Source organism: Bradyrhizobium sp. CCBAU 45384, assembly GCF_028128665.1.
Lineage (GTDB): Bacteria > Pseudomonadota > Alphaproteobacteria > Rhizobiales > Xanthobacteraceae > Bradyrhizobium > Bradyrhizobium manausense.
The window spans coordinates 127615-145364 of the sequence record NZ_LBIZ01000100.1; the positions used below are offsets into that span (position 1 = coordinate 127615).

Genomic DNA, 17750 nt, shown 5'->3' on the forward strand with positions numbered 1-17750 from the left:
CGGGTTCAGCCCTGCTGCTGGGGCGGCACCCTTCCAGTCATGCTCACAGACAGTGGAATAGGGCCGGGGCGCAACGGCAGCGTCGTTTCCACCAGCGCGCTGAAGAAACCGAGCATTACCGCCAGTGCCGGATCTGCTCCGGGACAGGAATGCGTTGGGTGACCTGCGACCCTGCGGTTGCCGCCGAAGGCGTGATAGATGTCCTGACGGCCTTCGACGAGGTTCTGCTGGGTGGCGGAGACCGCGCCGGCGACGACGATGTCCCCGGGCCTGACCTCGACCTGGTGCCCGTCCTTTCCTCGCATGTGCGTGACGATCGCGGTGCGCCAGATCAATTCGGGCACGGCGCGCAGCTGCATGGCCGGGATGAAGTCGTCTCTCAGCCGGTTGAGAGCATCGGTATAGTCGGCCGCCACGGTGCCGGCGTAGCGCGCACGCAAGGCCCACAAATTTCCTTCGCGCAGCCATTCGTTCAATATCCTGCGCATGTTGCCGTCGGTGGTCGGAATGAAGCCCATCATGGCGCCGGCGATCGTGCGCGCCACGAACGGGACGTCGCCCGCAGCGCGCGGGGAATCGAGGACGGCTCGGGTCACGGGAGCCGTGATCGTCGACTTGAACTTGTCGAGAAAATCGATCATGGCGCTGCGTACGGCGGTGCCATGCGCGGCACCGACCGCTTCCACTTCCTTGTTCGGATGGGGCTGGAAGATGTAGCGCGACGGCGACAGGAAATGGCCGGGATAGAAGGGGGGATCGCCCGGCTTCCAGTCCCAGCGGTAGCCGCCGCGACGGAAGTAGCCGCCATTCTCGCTCAAGCCGAACCACTCCTCGCAGAAGGCGCCCAGCAGCGGATTCACGAGTTCGTGCCCCTCGACGGTCAGGTCCCAGCTCGATGTGCCGTCGGCAGCGGCATAGGCAATCGTCTGCTTGACCATGAAGCCAAGCACCTGCTGCGTGACCTTGCGCGCCATCTCGAATGCGCTCCGCTGGTCGAGGGCCATGATCGCGGCGTTGCAGATCTCGGATTCCTGCTCATAGGCATGATCTTCCTGTCCGGCGTCGCGGCCGAGATACAGAATGCCGAATGACCGCTGCATGCGGGGCAGGTAGCCGGTGATCGTCAGCTTGGTGCCTGAATCGGCAAAGACTTGCTGAACCTCCTCCCGGTCGGCCACGAGGACCCCGAACGGCGTGCGGAGGACGCCGCCGTGGCGCTCGCGGATTGCAGCCCAGATCGATGCGTTGACGAAATGCGAGGCCGAATCCGGATCTTCCAGCGCCGTTTTCCATGCCGCCATCGCCGCGGCTTCGCCTAGCTGGCTCTCGATCTCACGCAGCCGTGCGATCGCTTTTTCGCCGTCGTCCACGCTCCACGTCACCAGCGGCTTGCGGCCTTGGGCCGCCGCCCATTGCTGCAGGCTGGCGAGCGCCTTCTTCGATGGCGCGAACAGATAGGTTCCCCATTCCAGGCGGACGAACGGGCGAGGCTCGTCGTGGAGTCGATCGGACCCGTCGAGCGGCATGTGAACCGTCTTGCCGCCATGCTCGAAACGGAAATGTCGGAGCCGGCCCGGCTCGGCAAGGCCGAGGAACGGATCGCTCTCCCCGGAAAAGGCGCCCGAGCTGTTGCCTGCGACGAGCCAGCTCTGCACCACCTCGAACTGCTCGCCGAGGCTGGCGTTGTAGGCCATGAAGACGAGCCCGCGTTCCTGCTGTAGCGCATCCTTGGCGGCTTGCGGGTCATCGCGCTTGATGGGCGGTCCGTAGGACATGCCGCGCCTGACGATGCGGGGCGGCCGGGCGCCGGCATCCGCCGCGGTGATCGTGACCCGCGGATTGGCACGGCGTATATGGGCGTGATAGGGGCACGATTGGGCCTGCGTGTCGCCATCATAGTTGAAGTCATTGCCCTGCGGGTTGGTTGGCGGATTCGGGATGAGGGGCTGGCCAGCCTTTTGATGGCCGGTGGGCCAGCGCCCCATCATCTTGGCGAGAAGCATCTCGCGGGTCAGGGGCGGGGCGGACCCACCGGCAACAGCCTCGGTTGCCTGGCGCGCGTCGCGAAGGACCTGCTCGAGCTGTTCCACGTCCTGCCGCAGCTTGCGCAGCGCCAGGAAGCTGCCGTCGCGAAGGAACGCATGAATTCGATTGGTTTCGTCGCCGAACGGGGCCTTCTCGTCGGCCAGGTTCGGGTAGCCACACAGGATTTCGCCGAGATGCACCTGGTTGGAATAACGCGAGCCGGCATCGCTTTGCCGCAGCACAGGGTTCGACGTGCCGTCGGTGAAACCGAAATGGTCCTGCACGTTGCCCGCCGCATCGCGCTGGCGCTGCATCCACTGGATCGAGAGCGGCTTGACGCCGGGATCCACGTCGACCAGACGCTTCATCTCGGCCATCAGCGCTGCTCTGGTCTCCGCCATCGGCGTCGCCGTGGACAAGTGGCGCAGCTGCAGCACCGCATGGACGGCGCTCATGTTGATGCGCGGCGCCGGGTCATCCTCGCGCAGGTCCGGCGCCTCAATGCCGAGCGCCCAGTTGCTTGCCGGCAGGCGCCATCGCTGGGGATGATTCCAGCGCACGTCGCCGAGCAAACCGGCGCGTCGTTCCATGCCCTGCACGAATTCCTCGGGCAGTGAGCGGACCTCATCATCGGACAGTCCGGCGTGACGCAGTCCCTCGACCGTGAAGGCGATATTGGTGACGATCTGCCCTGCGGTCGGAACATCCGCTTCGGAGGTCACCTGAAGCACGTTCAGAAACGCCGCCAATGCGGCCGGACTAGCGAACTGCAACAGCAGCAGGCAGCCGTGATCGGAATCGGGGTAGGCGGTCAGGATCCCGCCCTGCACGTTGCCCCGATCCTGCAACGGCGGCTCGGCCGGCAGCGCGAGGGGAAGATTGCGCCGCGGCGCCGCGACGTTGGGCGGTGTCATCAGCCAGCGCACGGCCTCTTCATAACGCAGGAGGGCGCGCTTGATGCCGTCGCCGTAGGTGGCGCTGTCGTTCAGCATCAGCACCAGTTCCGGCAGCAGCTCATGCGCCGCGCGGTGCAGGGTCTGCCCATCGTGCGTGCCGGGCGGATAGAAATCGGCCAGATGGTACAGCGCGGCCAGCGCGCGTATGCCGTGATAGAAAGCGGGCCGACCGGCAGCCGCAATCGTGAGCGGCTTGCTGAAGCCGGCATTGGTGGGATCGGCGCCGATCGCGCCGTCGACCTCGAATATGGAGCGCCGCGCAATGTCTTCAGGGGAGGGAATTCTGATCCGGGTGACGATCTGGTCTGCATCAGTGCCCGATACGCGCCGATAGACGCGCTCCTCCATCCGCAGAAACCGCGTGTCGTCCACGGTCAGGTCGGGCGTGGCGTAGAGGAAGTAGGCCTCCGACTGCCTGCTCTTCAGCCAAATGCCCCAGTCCTCATAGGTGTTCTCATAACCGAGCACATAGCCCTCGGTGTTGCAGAAGATAAGGTCGAGCAGCCGCGCGGCCTTCTGCCAGATGACGCGGACATAGGCTTCCCAGGAGCCGTCGAATGTCGCGGTCAGAAGCACATAGTCGACGGCGTCCACTGCGTCGTCCTCCGGCTCGAGCACTGCGACTCCCACCGAGTGGATGCGCCCGACACGATCCACTGAATCGGACAGGACGCGGGCGAGTTCGTATTCAAACGCGCTTGCCCGGCCGCCATTCAGCGCGCGCAGGACATATTTGGCGCGTGTCTTGTACGTCGTCGCGTCCAGGGACGGCACGAACCCCTTCTTGATCGGAGCCAGCACCCTGAAGTCCGAAGTGCCGCTCATGCTGCCGGTCTTGATCGTCAAATCGCGCCGCATGTCCTGCCTCCCTTGGTGGCCAGCGGCCGAACTGTCGGCGGCGGCCGCGCCCAAAAACAATTTTGCGAACTATTTCAGTCGGTACAGCTTGAGATCGCCGTGTCGATGAGATCGCCCGGCCAAGACAACTTGCCCCACGCCTACGGTCGCAAAATCGGCGGCACCTCAACCCAAAGTCGTCTCCCAAATTCCAACTCTGCTGTTCCCGCGCCGACGCTTCTATGAACTGGCCCACACTTTCGAACTTTTGTTGCGGCACGCCGATCCGATCACGTCGTCTCGACGAACCATCGGGTGTCGGGAGTGATGAGGGTGACGTTGCAGTGTGACCGCGTTTGGCTGGCGTGACCTCGGCGGGCGGTCATCATTTTAATAAATAGCTCGGATTTCAAAGATCAATTTTACGAATGACTGGAGCTCGCGGAATATGACGCCATTCCGACGGTCGATGGCGCGTCGGCACGAATGAATGAGCTTGGGGATGACGCCCGCGACCTCGCTTGCGAGGACGATCGCGCATGGGGGGACTATGAAGCAAGTACTGAAGCTTTCCGCAATGATGCTCCTGGTCGGAGCTGCCAACGGAGCAATGGCCGCAGAGAACGGCGTGACCAACTACCCAGTCGGTTCGCCGGGCGTTTTCGTCGGCGCCTTTCCGCCGATCCCGGGTCTCTTTGCGATCAGCCAGACCAGCTACACGAGCGCGAACGGTCTCTACGATGGAAGCGGCAACAAGCTGCCCATTCCATTTCCAGCTTTCGGCGGTTTCGGAAACGGCCAGGTTTCTCGCCAGCTATCCCGGCGAGTTCTTTGGCGCTCACGTCTATTCTCAGCTTGTTGTCCCATACGTCCACATCGAGAATTCGAACCCGGGGGGCACGTTCCAGGCCAACGGATTTGCGAACCTGACGATCTCGCCGGTGATCCTGAACTGGGCGCTCTCGCCGCTGCAGAGCGTCACGCTCGGGCTCGACATCATGCCGAACACCGGCACCTACTCTCCCAGCAAGCCCCTCAATGTGGGCACCAACTACACCACGATCTCGCCCGTGTTCGCGTATCGCTACGCCGATCCCAAGGGGTTCGAGTTCGCGATCTCGCCGCGCTTGTTGCTCAACGGAACCAACACGGAATCGGTCAACGTCTTCACGGGAGGCCTGCAGCAGTACAGGAGTGGCGACGCTTTGGCAGTCGACTTCACCTCGGGCTACAATGTCGGCGCTTGGAAACTGGGCGTGGTCGGCGGTTACATTCAGCAATATGCAGATGACACCGTGAACGGGATCAAGGCCTTCAATGCGGCAGGCGTTCAGGATGGCAACCGTCTTCGGGCGCTGAATTTCGGCCCCTCGGTCACCTACAACGCAGGTCCCGTTCAAATCAACCTGAACTACCAGCACACGTTCTACGTGGAGAACGGCACCAAGGCCGACACCGTTTGGGCCAATGTGGCTTTCCCAATCTGGGTGCCCGCACCGCCGCCGGGTGCCGGACCGGGCAAGCACTGATCCGAGTGACCAGCCAAGGATCTGGTCCCAACGAGGCGTTGATAGCGAGCCGGCGCATTTGCGCCGGCTTTCTGCGTGTGGCCTTAGCGCAAGTCGAGAGCGGCTGCCCGCATGGTATCGCGCAACCAGATCAGGCCGGCGTCATTCGAGCGATAGCGGTGCCATTGAGCGCATTGCTGCATGCTTGGCAACGATACCGGCAGTTCGATGATGCGGATCGGTAGGCTTCGCTGCGCAAGTTTCGCAAGCCGACGGTGCAGGGTGGCGATGCGATTGGTTCCCACGACAAGATGCGGGATCGCGGTGAAGGCGTAGGTCGAGATCGCCTCGTTGCGCGTCACTCCGCCTTGTTCCAGGTAGCGCGTCTCCAGGGATTGAGTCGCAATAGCCGGCCGCATCACAACGTGGGATGCCTTGGTGTAGTCGGTGCGCGAAAGCTTTCCCCGAGCGAACTTCCCCTTGCTCCAGGCGATGGCGCAAAAGTCCTCCTCGAAGAGGACCTCCGAAGGGTGAAGTTTCGAGCTGAATTCCTGGGGGATGATGAGCAAGTCGACGTCGCCGCGCTCCAGGGCGCGTTCGGGCGCCTGAACCTGTTGGAGGAAGTCGAAGCGAATGCGGGGAGCGGCCGCCTCGCAGCGCGCGAGCAGTGCCGGCACCAGGGTCGCCATGGTGTAGTCGGACGCCAGGATCTTGAAGCAGCGGTCGGACTGAGCCGGATCGAATTCCGACGTTGAGGCGATCGTCCAGTCGACCCGGACCAGCAAGTCCCTGATGGAATCCTTCAGCGCCTCGGCGCGGGGCGTGAGCTCCATCTTGCGCCCGATCTTCACCAGAAGCTCGTCATCGAAATAGGTGCGCAGGCGAAGCAGCGCGTTGCTCATCGCGGACTGCGTCACATTCATGCGCGCCGCTGCCCCGCTCACGCTGCGCAGGTGCAGCAGATGATCCAGGGCGACGAGAAGGTTGAGATCGAACTTGTTGTTGAAGCGCATCGCGACGCCCGATGATCCATTTATGAAATCAATATCAACGATCTTAATAATCAATTTTTCAGAGGAATAAAAGGGCGCTACCTGAGGATCGGGAAGAACGTCCAGGGCGCGCGTCTTTCGTGCGCCGAGAGTAGGTCAATGTTCAGGTATTTTCCGACGAACTACGTCTGGAATCTCTCGGTCGATCTTGCGATCGAAATGGGGGCCAGGATCGGCGAGATCGAGGAGATGTGCGCGCCTCTGCAGGAGGCCGCGCGCCAGGCTGATGCCGCAGGTACGGCGGCGTTCCGCGAAACCTGGTCGCGCATGGCCGACAAGCTCTGCGGGCTTGCTGCCGAGGATGAGGAGCGCGGACGGCGGCTCTCCGCGGGCGAAAAATACGGACGTGCCGCCACCTATCTGATCACCTGCGAGCGGCTGCAGGCCCACGGTGCGCCGGGCCGCCTCGAACTCTACGGCCGCTTTCTCGATGTGTTCGCCAAGGGCGTCGCCCTGGCGCGGGAGAATTGCGAGCGGGTCGAAATCCCCTATGAGGGTGCCCACATCGCCGGTCTTCTCGTGCGAGCCGATGGCGTCGAAGGTCCGGCTCCGGTCCTGGTGCAAGTCAACGGTCTCGATTCAACCAAGGAGATGAAGTATCGCGTCGGATTGCCGGCCTGGCTTGCCAGGCGGGGCGTTTCCTCGCTCGTGATCGATCAGCCGGGCTCCGGCGAGGCCCTTCGCCTGCATGGAATGACGGCGCGCTATGACAGCGAGCATTGGGCGAGCCGGGTGGTTGACTGGCTCGAGACGCGAGCCGACGTCGATCCCGAACGGATCGGCTTGGAGGGCGTTTCGCTCGGCGGCTATTTTTGTCCGCGCGCCGTTGCCTTCGAGCCGCGCTTTGCTTGCGGAGTCGCCTGGGGCGCCAATCATGACTGGCGCGATGTGCAGAGGAAGCGGCTGCAGAAGGAGGGCAGCTTTCCGGTCCCGCATTACTGGGCGCATGTGCGCTGGGTTTGGGGCGCCAAGGACCAGGCCGATTTCGAACGGATTGCCGAGAACGTTCATCTCGACGGCATCCTTGACCGCATCAGGGTGCCGTTCCTCGTGACCCATGGCGAGAAGGACTCGCAGATTCCGCTGCATTGGGCGGAGCGCACCTACGAGCATCTTGTGAACAGCCCGAAGCGCGAGCTCAAGGTCTTCACCGACCGCGAAGGCGGCGCGCAGCATGCGAGTTTCGACAACAGCATCAATGCGGGCCAGTACATCGCCGATTGGGTGGCCGAGACATTGAGCGGGCGCACCAGTTGAATGCCGGCATTTCCGGAGGGAAGAATGAAAATCGTAGGTCTGGATAGTTTGATCTTCGGCGTGGATGACGTGCCCGGTACCGCGCGCTTCCTCACCGACTATGGGCTGACGCCCGTCGACGTCTCGGATGCTGGAGGACGGTTCGAGGCGATTGACGGCACATCGGTGGTGATCGCGCGCCAAGACAATCCGCGGCTGCCCGCGCCGCCTGCGCCTGGTTGTCGCCTGCGCAAGACCATGATGGGCGTCGCCGACAGCGCGACGCTGCAGGCGATCGCTGCGGAATTGCGCCGGGATCGGGAAGTCCGGGTGCTGCCTGACGGCTCGATCGAATCGGTCGACGATTCGAATTTCGTCATCGGCTTTCGTGTGACCGTGCGCCGGCCGTTCGCATTGCCAGGCGAAATTTCCAACGCCCCCGGTGGCGTGGTCTTCCGTCCCGTCAACAGCCTCGGTGTGCCGCCGCCCGGCACGGTGATCCGCCCGCGCTCGCTATCGCATGTGGTGTATTTTGTGCCCGACGTACTGAAGGCGGAGGCCTTCTACGTCAACCGGCTGGGCTTTCGCTGCACGGATCGTTTCACCTCGACCGGTCCGTTTCTGCAACCGGCGGGGTCGCTCGACCATCACACCCACTTCCTGATCGACGCACCTCCGCATATGCACGGCGTCGAGCACTTCACATTCCATTTCGGCGGTCCGTCGGAGATGATCACCAACGGCTACCGTTTCGTGGAAAAGGGCTATCAGGCGTTCTGGGGGCCCGGCCGCCACATCCTGGGCTCGAACTGGTTCTGGTACTTCAACAGCCCGTTCGCCTGCCACATCGAGATGGATGCGGACATGGATATGCACGACGCCAACTGGACGCCGCGCGAAGCCGCGCTGTCGGCAGATGCGTCACAGACGTTCCTTTTGAAGATGCGCAAGAAATGGGCTCCAGGTCCAGGGATCCACGAAAATGGTGACTACGCTTGAGGTGAAGATTGCAGGGCTACTCCGGGTTGGCCGAGCCGACGAGATCGGCGAAGGTCAATCGCGCGGGTTCGATCCGTACGAGTCCGGTGAGGACACGATGTTCGTCGTTCGGTGGGGCGGTGTCCTGCAGGCCTGGCGCAACGCCTGTCCGCATATCGACGGAGCGCCGATGGCCTGGCGCAAGGACGCGTACCTGAATGCCGACGGCACGCGCATCGTGTGTCATGCGCATGGGGCGGAATTCCTGCCGGACAGCGGGATGTGTGTGCAGGGCCCGTGCATGGGCAAAAGACTGACCGCCGTGCCGATCATCATTGATCTGCGCGGCGATCTCTTGGTGAAAGAAGAATAAGGCAGCCGAAAAGGCGCGAGTTTCAAGAGGAGGGACACCTTGGCGGTGGTTCGTAAAGTATTGGTCATCGGCGGCGGATTTTCCGGCATGGCTGCGGCCATCCAGATGCGCAAAGCCGGCATCGACGTCGATCTCGTCGAGATCGATCCCAATTGGCGTCCTGAAGGGGCCGGCATCACCGTGAATGGTCCGACCTTGCGCGCGCTCGAGACGATCGGCGTCTTCGGCGAATTCGCAAGGCGCGGTTTCACCTCCAGCGGCGTCGATCTGTTCACGCCCACCGGGCACAAGATTGGCGAGATTCCGACGCCCAAAGTCGCGGGCTCGGACGTTCCAGGGGGCGGCGGGATCATGCGGCCTGAACTGGGACGGATCCTCGCAGACGCCACCCGCGCGAGCGACGTCGCGGTTCGCGTCGGATGCACCTATACGGCGATCGAGGAAAGGGGCGATCAGGTCACCGTCGCGTTCACAGACGGGCCGACTGGCACCTACGATCTGGTCGTCGCCGCCGACGGCGTCCACTCGAAAACACGCGAACGTTTCTTTCCGGAGGTCAAGCCGCCGCAATATATCGGACAGGGCGTCTGGCGGGCGGTTTTGCCGAGGCCATCCGATATCGAACGTCCGCGCATGTGGCTGGGTGGCGCAGTAAAGGTCGGCGTGAATCCGGTCTCGCCGACGCACTTGTATATGTTCGTCACCGAGCCGCGGCCGGGAAAGCTCAACGTTGATGCGAAGACCTGGCCGCAGCTTGTCGCGAGCATGATCGAGCCGTTCAGCGACCCGGTTCTCGCCGCGCTTCGCCCCCATCTCCTCGCCCCCGAGGCCGCGATCGACTACCGACCGCTGGCCAACCTCCTCGTGCCGGCACCGTGGAATCGCGGGCGCGTCATTCTGATCGGCGATACGGTCGCGGCGACCACGCCGCATCTGGCGTCCGGCGCCGGCATCGGCATCGAGAGCGGCATCGTTCTTGCGGAGGAGCTGGCCAAGGCTGCGACCCTGCAAGACGCGTTCGACGGCTTCCACGCGCGGCGCTGGGAGCGTTGCCGCATGGTGATCGAGAATTCGGAACGGCTCTGCCGGATCGAGATGGAGAACGGCGACAAAGCCGAGCATGCGAGGATCATGCGGGAGTCGGTCATGGCGCTGACGCAGCCGATTTGATCCGAGGAAAGGCTGCGAGCGCAGCCCGCACCTCGTTGCTTTCGCGCCGAAACACAACACACAAAGAAGAGGGGGAATAGCAATGCAATCGACAACGGAAAACTGGTCAGGCCGTCTTCCATTGATGGTGGCGCACTGCGCCGGCATGGTGGACCTCGTCGCCTTGCCGGTCTGGGTCGGCGCCCTGATCGCGCAGTACAAGTTCGCGCCTCAGCAGGCAGGCGGGCTTGCGACCCTGTTCCTGATCGGCGCGGTGCTCAGCAGCCTGTTCTTTGCACCACGCCTCAACCGCATGAATGCGCGGCTGGCCGTGATCGGCGGCTTCGCGCTTGCCGCGGCAGCCTTCTTCGCCGCAGCATGGGTCACAGAGTTTCCGACGCTGGCCGTCTTGCACGCCTTTGCGGGCGCATCGGCCGCGTGCGGCCTCAGCTTCGCGCATGGGACGATCGCGCGCGGTGCCAATCCGCATCGCCTGTTTGCGATCGTTGGCATGGCGCTGGGCGCCTTCGCCATCGTGTTCCTCGGCGCGACGCCGAACCTGATCGGCGCGTTCGGAGGGCGCGCGCTGTTCGCGGTATTCTCGGTCGTCATGGCGATTGCCGCGATCGTTGCTGCGATCTCTTTTCCTGCCGTCGTCGCGCGTGAGGAAAACTTGATCGCGGACGTCAGCCACCTCTCTCGAGCCGTGTGGTTCGGCGTGGCCGGGGTGAGCTGCATGGCGCTGACCCAGGCGATGATGTTCAGTTTCATCGAGCGCATCGGGGTCGACAGAGGTTACGGCACCGAAGCGGTCACCGGCGTGCTGATCGCGCTTGGCTTCGTCAATCTCCTGCCGGCACCGCTCGCGGCTGCCCTGGAAAAGAAGCTGTCGGCGAGGACCGTGGTAATCGCGGGGCCGATCTGTCAGGCAGTTATCGCATTGGCGATCACCTTCGGCAGCGGCTTTCTTGCCTATGCGATCCCGACGGTGCTGTTCGCCGCGGTGATGATCTTCACGCATACATTCGCCTTCGGCCTGCTGTCGCGGCTCGATCCGACGGCCCGCGCGCTTGCGGGAACGCCGGCGATGCTGATGATCGGAGCCGCGGTCGGTCCGATCCTGGGCGGCACGCTGGTTCAATCCTTCGGCTACCAGGCACTGGGACTTGGCGCGATCGCCATCTCGACCGTCGCTGTCTTGCTGTTCTCCAGGGTGTTTGCCACGAGGGCAGGGGGCGCACGTACGCAATCGCTCGAAGTCGCCTGATGACGAATCAAATTGAGGAATACAAATGTCGCTTGCACCAATTCGTCGTGTCGTGACAGGTCATGATAGGCATGGTGATGCCGTGATCGCAACCGATGGCTCCTTGCCGACGGTGGTCGCGCTCGCCGCAATTCCGGGGACGATGTTCCATGAGGTGTGGAGCACGGCTGCAACGCCTGTCTCCATCGATAACGGACCGGACCCGACGATTGGCCCGCTGTGCCTGCCGCCGCCGGCGCATGGCACTCGCATCCGTTTCGTTGATATTCCGCCCGACACCGAGGACTTCCTCAAGAACGGCGCGGCGCGGATGAAGGATGCGTTCAGCCAGGTCGGCGACGCGCATGCATCGACCGTGCGACCGGACTCGCCGCATCCGTTGATGCATCGCACCGAAACCGTCGACTACGGGATCGTCATCTCCGGGGAGATCACGCTGGTGCTCGACAAGGGCGAAGCGAACCTGAAAGCCGGCGACGTCGTGATCCAGCGTGGCACGAACCACGCGTGGGCAAACCGAAGCGGCCAACCCTGTCGAATGCTGTTCATGCTTGTCGATGGACAATTCAGCGACGAAGTCAATGCATCGAAGGCTGGCTCATGAGACTTGCGACCTACGATGACGGAACCATCGACGGCAAGCTGGTCGTCGTTTCCAGGGATCTTCAGCGGGCGGTCGGTGCGCGCGTGATCGCGCCGAATCTCCTGACGGCGCTGCGCTGCTGGCCATCGGTGGAGGCGCCATTGCGCCTTCTCGGCGAGCGGCTCGACCACGGCCGCGCCGAGGATGCCGTGCCGTTTGATCCAACTCGCTGCCTCGCGCCGCTGCCGCGCGCGCCGCAATGGTGCGATGGGTCGGCATTTCTCAATCATGGGCGGCTGATGGATCTTGCGTTCGACAAACCGCCAATTCCGGATTTCGACACGATCCCGGTGATGTATCAGGGAGCGAGCGACGATTTTCTTGGTCCGCATGCCGATGTGCCTTTTGTGACCGAGGCTGACGGGATCGATTTCGAGGGCGAGTTCGGGGTGATCGTCGACGAGGTCGCGATGGCGACGCAGACTGCGCAGTGCGGCAAGCACATCCGGCTCGTGGTGCAGATCAACGACTGGAGCCTGCGCACCATTGGAGCGCGCGAGGTGCGAACCGGATTTGGCTTCCTCCAGGCCAAGCCCTCGACGAGCTTCGCGCCAATCGCCGTAACGCCGGACGAGCTCGGCGACGCCTGGCGTGACGAACGCGTCGACATGCAGCTTGGCGTCTGGCGCAACGGGGAGCGGATCGGCGCGGCTTCGGGCCGTGAGATGGCATTCAGCTTTGCGGAGCTGATCGCCCATGCCGCAAAAACGCGCCGCCTCACGGCGGGGACGATCATCGGATCGGGAACCGTGTCGAACGCCGATCGCTCGGGGGGCTCGAGCTGCCTTGCGGAGATACGCGCCATCGAAATGCTCGATCATGGCGCGGCCAGGACGCCGTTCCTGAAATTCGGGGATCGCGTGTCCATGCAGGCGCGCTTCGCCGATGGGCGTGACGGACCATTTGGTCGCGTCGATCAGAAGGTCGTCCGGGCGGGCGGGCGCCCAGAGGCTGCGGCGCGGGCTCACTCGTCCGATCGCGGGGTCGTGTGAGCCGATGCGGATTCTGGTCACCGGGGCGGGGGGATTCATCGGCAGCGCGCTGTTGAAGTCGCTCATGGGCGACCAAGCTGTGCAGGAAATCGTCGCCGTCGACCTAGCCGAGCGGCCGGCTTGGGCTGCAGCAGGCATCGTACGCTGGATTTGCGGCGGGATCGACGATCGTGCCGTCATGGACGCGATCTTTCGCGACGAATTCGATCTGGTCTTCCATCTCTCGAGTGTGCCGGGAGCGCTTGCCGAAAAAGATCCGCGGCTCGGACGTCGCGTCAATCTCGACGCCTCGCTCGATCTTCTGGAACGACTGGCGGCGACGTCTCGCTGCCCTCGCGTGGTCTATGCCAGCAGCATTGCGGTCTACGGCCCGAGTTCCGGCCCCGTCAGTTCGCGAACGCCGCCGCGTCCTGCGATTACCTATGGCGCGCACAAGCGCATGGTCGAGATCGCCTTGGCCGACCACACCAGGCGGGGTGAGATGACCGGCATCTCGGTGCGGCTGCCCGGCATTGTGGCCCGCCCAGGCCCGGCAACCGGATTCGGCTCCGCCTTCATGAGTGAGCTCCTGCACTCGCTCTCGGCCGGCGAGCCCTGTTGCTGTCCCGTGTCGCCGAGCGCCACCATGTGGTGGCTATCCGTCGTCGCGGCGGTGAACAACCTCAAGCACGCCGGCGCGATCGCCCATTGCCGTACCGTTCAGCTTCCGGCGCTGCATCTAACCATCGGAGAAGTCGTCGAAGCGGTTGCGGAGGTCGTTGGAACGGGACGAACGTCCCTCGTTCAATATCGTCCGGATCACCGAATCGAGGCGACTTTTGGCCGCTTTCCCGAACTGGACGTTGCCGAGGAGCGCGTGCTTGGCTTCACCGACGACGGCTCGGTCGCGACGCTGATCAGGAATGCGCTCGCTCAAGCAAACTAACCAGCGTCAACGAGGAGGGTGCTCAAAGGCCGAGCAGGGTGCACTGGCGACCGACCCCTTCGCGATTGGCGATTTCCCGGTCCATGAAGCTCGGTTCCCAAATGCCGGGCCAGACTGATAATCCTATGGGCCCACCCATATCCGTAATTCGCATAAGGTATATTATGGAATATATTTATATCGAATTAGTTCAAATATTTAGGCCGAATTGCTGCCACGCAGCCTTCGCTCCAGCGTCAACTCAGGCCTCGGCTCTCCACGCTTGACGGCTACTGTGCATGGGGTTGTTTTCGCGTTTTGGATCGCGGCTGATCCACATCGAAAGCCGATATTGCCGCGACCCTGTCCGGCTGCAATAAGCGAGCTCCGCGAGATCGCAGATGACTGCCGACCAGACGTCCGTATAGGTTTGCGTCTCACAACAAGAACAAACTTCCGAGGAAGCCCACCCATGAGTTTTTCCCGCCGCACGCTTCTCAAGGCCACCGCCGCGACCGCCGTTTTTGGCGGGGTCAGCGCGCCCTATGTGGCCCGTGCCCAGGCCGCCGCGTTCTCCTACAAATATGCCAACAACCTGCCTGACTCGCATCCGCTGAACGTCCGCGCCAAGGAGATGGCCGCGGCGATCAAGAGCGAGACTGGCGGCAAGTTCGACCTCCAGATCTTTCCGAACAACCAGCTCGGCTCGGACACCGACATGCTGAGCCAGATCCGCTCCGGCGGCGTCGAGTTCTTCACGCTGTCGGGTCTGATCCTGTCGACCCTGGTGCCGGCCGCGTCCATCAATGGCATCGGCTTCGCATTCCCGGACTACGACACGGTCTGGAAGGCCATGGATGGCGAGCTCGGCGCCTTTGTCCGCGGCGAGATCAAGAAGGCCGGCCTCGAGGTCATGGACAAGATCTGGGACAACGGCTTCCGCCAGACCACGTCGTCGACCAAGCCGATCACCGGACCCGATGACTTCAAGGGCTTCAAGATCCGCGTGCCGGTGTCGCCGCTGTGGACCTCGATGTTCAAGGCGTTCGACGCCGCCCCCGCCTCGATCAATTTCGCCGAGGTCTATTCCGCACTCCAGACCAAGATCGTCGAGGGCCAGGAGAACCCGCTGGCGATCATCTCGACGGCCAAGCTCTACGAGGTGCAGAAATACTGCTCGCTGACCAACCACATGTGGGACGGATTCTGGTTCCTGGCCAACCGCAGAGCCTGGGCCGCGCTGCCTGACGACATCAAGACCATCGTCGCCAAGAACATCAACGCGGCCGCCCTCAACGAGCGCGAAGACACCGCCAAGCTGAACGCCAATCTCCAGCAGGAGCTGGCGGGCAAGGGCCTGACCTTCAACCAGCCCACGGTCGCGCCATTCCGCGACAAGCTGCGCTCCGCCGGCTTCTATGCCGAATGGAAGGGCAAATATGGCGAGCAGGCCTGGGAGCTGCTGGAAAAGGCCGTCGGCAAGCTGTCGTAACGCGTTGGGGCCGTCATGGCTCAGGTCGAGGCTCAGGTGACCGAAATGGTGGGCGAGGTGGCTGGTCAGCCCCCTCGCCGATCTCAGTTGCTGGCTTCGCTGGAGCGCATCCTCGGCCTCGCCGTCGAGATCCCCGCGGCGATCCTGGTCGTCGCCGAGATCGTGATCCTGTTCGCCGGCGTGGTCGCGCGCTACGGCTTGCACCGGCCGCTGATCTGGTCGGACGAGCTTGCCTCGATCCTTTTCCTGTGGCTGGCCATGCTTGGCGCGGCAGTGGCGTTCCGCCGCTCCGAGCATATGCGCATGACCGCGATCGTCGCCAGCGCCACGCCTGCGATGCGGGCCTGGCTCGATCTGGTGGCGGTCTCTGCCGCGCTGGCGTTCCTGGCGATGATCGTCTGGCCGGCCTACGACTACGCCTACGAAGAGAGCTTCATTACGACGCCAGCGCTGCAGATTTCGAACATGTGGCGCGCCGTCGCGCTGCCGGTCGGGCTCTGCCTGATGGCGGCATTCGCGTTGCTGCGTCTTTTGCGGGCGGCCGACTACCTGAAGGTGCTGACGGCCGCAATGTCGGTCGCGCTCGTGGTCGGGCTGTTCTGGCTGGCACAGCCCTACCTGCGGCCGCTCGGCAATCTCAACCTCGTCATCTTCTTCGTCGGCGTCGCCGGCTTCTGCGTCTTCGCCGGCGTTCCCATTGCGTTCGGCTTTGGCCTAGCCATCTTCGGCTATCTGGCGCTGACCACGCACACGCCGGTCATGGTGCTGGTCGGACGGATGGACGAAGGCATGAGCCACCTCATCCTGCTGTCCGTGCCGCTGTTCGTGTTCCTGGGGCTCCTGATCGAGATGACCGGCATGGCCCGGGCCATGGTGGCGTTCCTGGCGAGCCTGCTCGGCCATGTCCGCGGCGGCCTGCACTACGTGCTGGTCGGCGCCATGTACCTGGTCTCCGGCATATCAGGCGCCAAGGCCGCCGACATGGCTGCGGTCGCGCCCGTGCTGTTCCCGGAGATGAAGCAGCGTGGCGCCAAGCCCGGCGATCTCGTCGCACTACTCGCGGCGACCGGCGCCCAGACTGAAACCATTCCGCCGAGCCTGGTGCTGATCACGATCGGCTCGGTCACCGGCGTCTCGATCGCCGCCCTCTTCACCGGCGGCCTGCTGCCAGGCGTCGTGCTCGCGGTCACGCTCTGCATGCTGGTGTGGTGGCGCTACCGCCATGAGGACATGAGCCATGTCCGCCGCGCAACCGCGTCCGAGATCGGCAAGACCTTCGTCATCGCCCTGCCCGCGCTCGCGCTGCCCTTCGTGATCCGCTACGCCGTCGTCGAAGGCATAGCGACCGCCACTGAGGTCTCGACCATCGGCATCGTCTATGGCGCCCTTGTCGGTCTCGTCATCTACCGCCGCTTCGACTGGCAGCGGCTGTTTCCGATGCTGGTCGAGACGGCAGCGCTGTCGGGTGCGATCCTGCTGATCATCGGCACGGCTACCGGCATGGCCTGGGGCCTGACGCAATCAGGCTTCTCGCGCTCGCTGGCCTCCGCCATGACCGGATTGCCAGGGGGAGCTGCGAGCTTCATCGCCGTATCGATCCTGGCCTTCACCATCCTCGGCAGCGTGCTGGAGGGCATCCCGGCGATCGTGCTGTTCGGGCCGCTGTTGTTTCCGATCGCCCGCGCCGTGGGCGTGCACGAGGTGCACTACGCCATGATCATCATTCTTGCGATGGGTATCGGGCTATTCGCGCCGCCGTTCGGCGTCGGTTATTATGCTGCCTGTGCCATCGGACGCGTTGAGCCTGCCGAGGGCATCAGGCCGATCTGGGGTTATCTGCTGGCGCTGCTGGTGGGATTGATCGTCGTCGCGGTGTTCCCCTGGATCTCGATCGGATTCCTGTAACGCATGGCGTCAAGGAGGGTGTCGATGAGTGAGCGGCAGAACCAGTACAATATCGGCCTCGACAAGACCGCCGCCAATTATGTGCCGCTGTCGCCGCTGAGCTTCCTCGCGCGCAGCGCCGGCGTCTATCCCGATCAGATCAGCACGGTCTATGAGGGCCGCAGCTTCACGTGGCGGCAGACGCATGAGCGCTGCAAGCGCTTTGCCTCCTATCTTGCCAGCAAAGGCATCGGCGTCGGCGACACCGTCGCTGCGATGCTGCCGAACACTCCGGCAATGAACGAGGCGCATTTCGCAATTCCCATGACCGGCGCTGTGCTCAACGCTCTCAACATCCGCCTCGATGCGCCCTCCATCGCCTTCCAGCTCGACCATGGCGGCGCCAAGATCATCCTGGTCGACCCGGAATTCGCCGGTGTCATCACCGATGCGT

At 63.6% G+C, this 17750-nt stretch carries 13 protein-coding genes and 1 pseudogene; 12 read left to right on the plus strand and 2 right to left on the minus strand.

Annotation, left to right across the window (positions count from 1 at the left end):
* Nucleotides 1-5: 5 nt before the first annotated feature.
* A complete protein-coding gene (locus XH80_RS12300; protein WP_271598818.1) occupies nt 6-3839 on the minus strand; it encodes a Dyp-type peroxidase in 3834 nt (1277 codons plus the stop codon).
* 529 nt (nt 3840-4368) lie between these two features.
* Between XH80_RS12300 and XH80_RS12305 the strand changes: the two are divergent.
* Nucleotides 4369-5347, plus strand: a pseudogene (locus XH80_RS12305) (SphA family protein).
* A gap of 83 nt (nt 5348-5430) precedes the next feature.
* Here XH80_RS12305 and XH80_RS12310 read toward each other — a convergent pair.
* The gene (locus tag XH80_RS12310; protein ID WP_271598819.1) at nt 5431-6339 is read right to left on the minus strand and encodes a LysR family transcriptional regulator; all 909 of its coding nucleotides are present in this window, start codon (nt 6337-6339) and stop codon (nt 5431-5433) included.
* A 138-nt stretch (nt 6340-6477) separates the two neighbouring features.
* Between XH80_RS12310 and XH80_RS12315 the strand changes: the two genes are divergently transcribed.
* From XH80_RS12315 to XH80_RS12365, 11 genes are all read left to right on the plus strand, one after another.
* Entirely contained in the window at nt 6478-7635 is a 1158-nt protein-coding gene (locus tag XH80_RS12315) for an alpha/beta hydrolase family protein (RefSeq protein ID WP_271598820.1), read from the plus strand.
* A 24-nt stretch (nt 7636-7659) separates the two neighbouring features.
* Nucleotides 7660-8613 carry a VOC family protein gene (locus XH80_RS12320; protein ID WP_271598821.1) on the plus strand — a complete coding sequence of 318 codons (954 nt, stop codon included), beginning with the start codon at nt 7660-7662 and terminating at the stop codon, nt 8611-8613.
* Nucleotides 8597-8965 carry a Rieske (2Fe-2S) protein gene (locus tag XH80_RS12325; protein WP_271598822.1) on the plus strand — a complete coding sequence of 123 codons (369 nt, stop codon included), beginning with the start codon at nt 8597-8599 and terminating at the stop codon, nt 8963-8965. The genes XH80_RS12320 and XH80_RS12325 overlap by 17 nt, the downstream gene beginning before the upstream one ends.
* Nucleotides 8966-9004: 39 nt before the next feature.
* Nucleotides 9005-10135, plus strand: coding sequence for an FAD-dependent oxidoreductase (locus XH80_RS12330; RefSeq protein ID WP_333968730.1), 1131 nt, complete (start codon nt 9005-9007; stop codon nt 10133-10135).
* An 82-nt stretch (nt 10136-10217) separates the two neighbouring features.
* The gene (locus XH80_RS12335) at nt 10218-11381 is read left to right on the plus strand and encodes an MFS transporter (RefSeq protein WP_271598823.1); all 1164 of its coding nucleotides are present in this window, start codon (nt 10218-10220) and stop codon (nt 11379-11381) included.
* Between the two features lie 25 nt (nt 11382-11406).
* Nucleotides 11407-11985 carry a cupin domain-containing protein gene (locus tag XH80_RS12340; RefSeq protein WP_271598824.1) on the plus strand — a complete coding sequence of 193 codons (579 nt, stop codon included), beginning with the start codon at nt 11407-11409 and terminating at the stop codon, nt 11983-11985.
* Entirely contained in the window at nt 11982-13016 is a 1035-nt protein-coding gene (locus XH80_RS12345) for a fumarylacetoacetate hydrolase family protein (protein WP_271598825.1), read from the plus strand. Before XH80_RS12340 ends, XH80_RS12345 begins: the two co-directional genes overlap by 4 nt.
* A gap of 4 nt (nt 13017-13020) precedes the next feature.
* The gene (locus XH80_RS12350) at nt 13021-13941 is read left to right on the plus strand and encodes an NAD-dependent epimerase/dehydratase family protein (RefSeq protein WP_271598826.1); all 921 of its coding nucleotides are present in this window, start codon (nt 13021-13023) and stop codon (nt 13939-13941) included.
* 451 nt (nt 13942-14392) lie between these two features.
* Nucleotides 14393-15412, plus strand: a complete 1020-nt coding sequence (locus tag XH80_RS12355) for a TRAP transporter substrate-binding protein (RefSeq protein WP_271598827.1) — start codon at nt 14393-14395, stop codon at nt 15410-15412.
* 15 nt (nt 15413-15427) lie between these two features.
* The gene (locus tag XH80_RS12360; protein WP_271598828.1) at nt 15428-17317 is read left to right on the plus strand and encodes a TRAP transporter large permease; all 1890 of its coding nucleotides are present in this window, start codon (nt 15428-15430) and stop codon (nt 17315-17317) included.
* 24 nt (nt 17318-17341) lie between these two features.
* Nucleotides 17342-17750, plus strand: a 409-nt coding sequence (locus XH80_RS12365; RefSeq protein WP_271598829.1) for an AMP-binding protein, incomplete at its 3' end; no start/stop codon positions are given.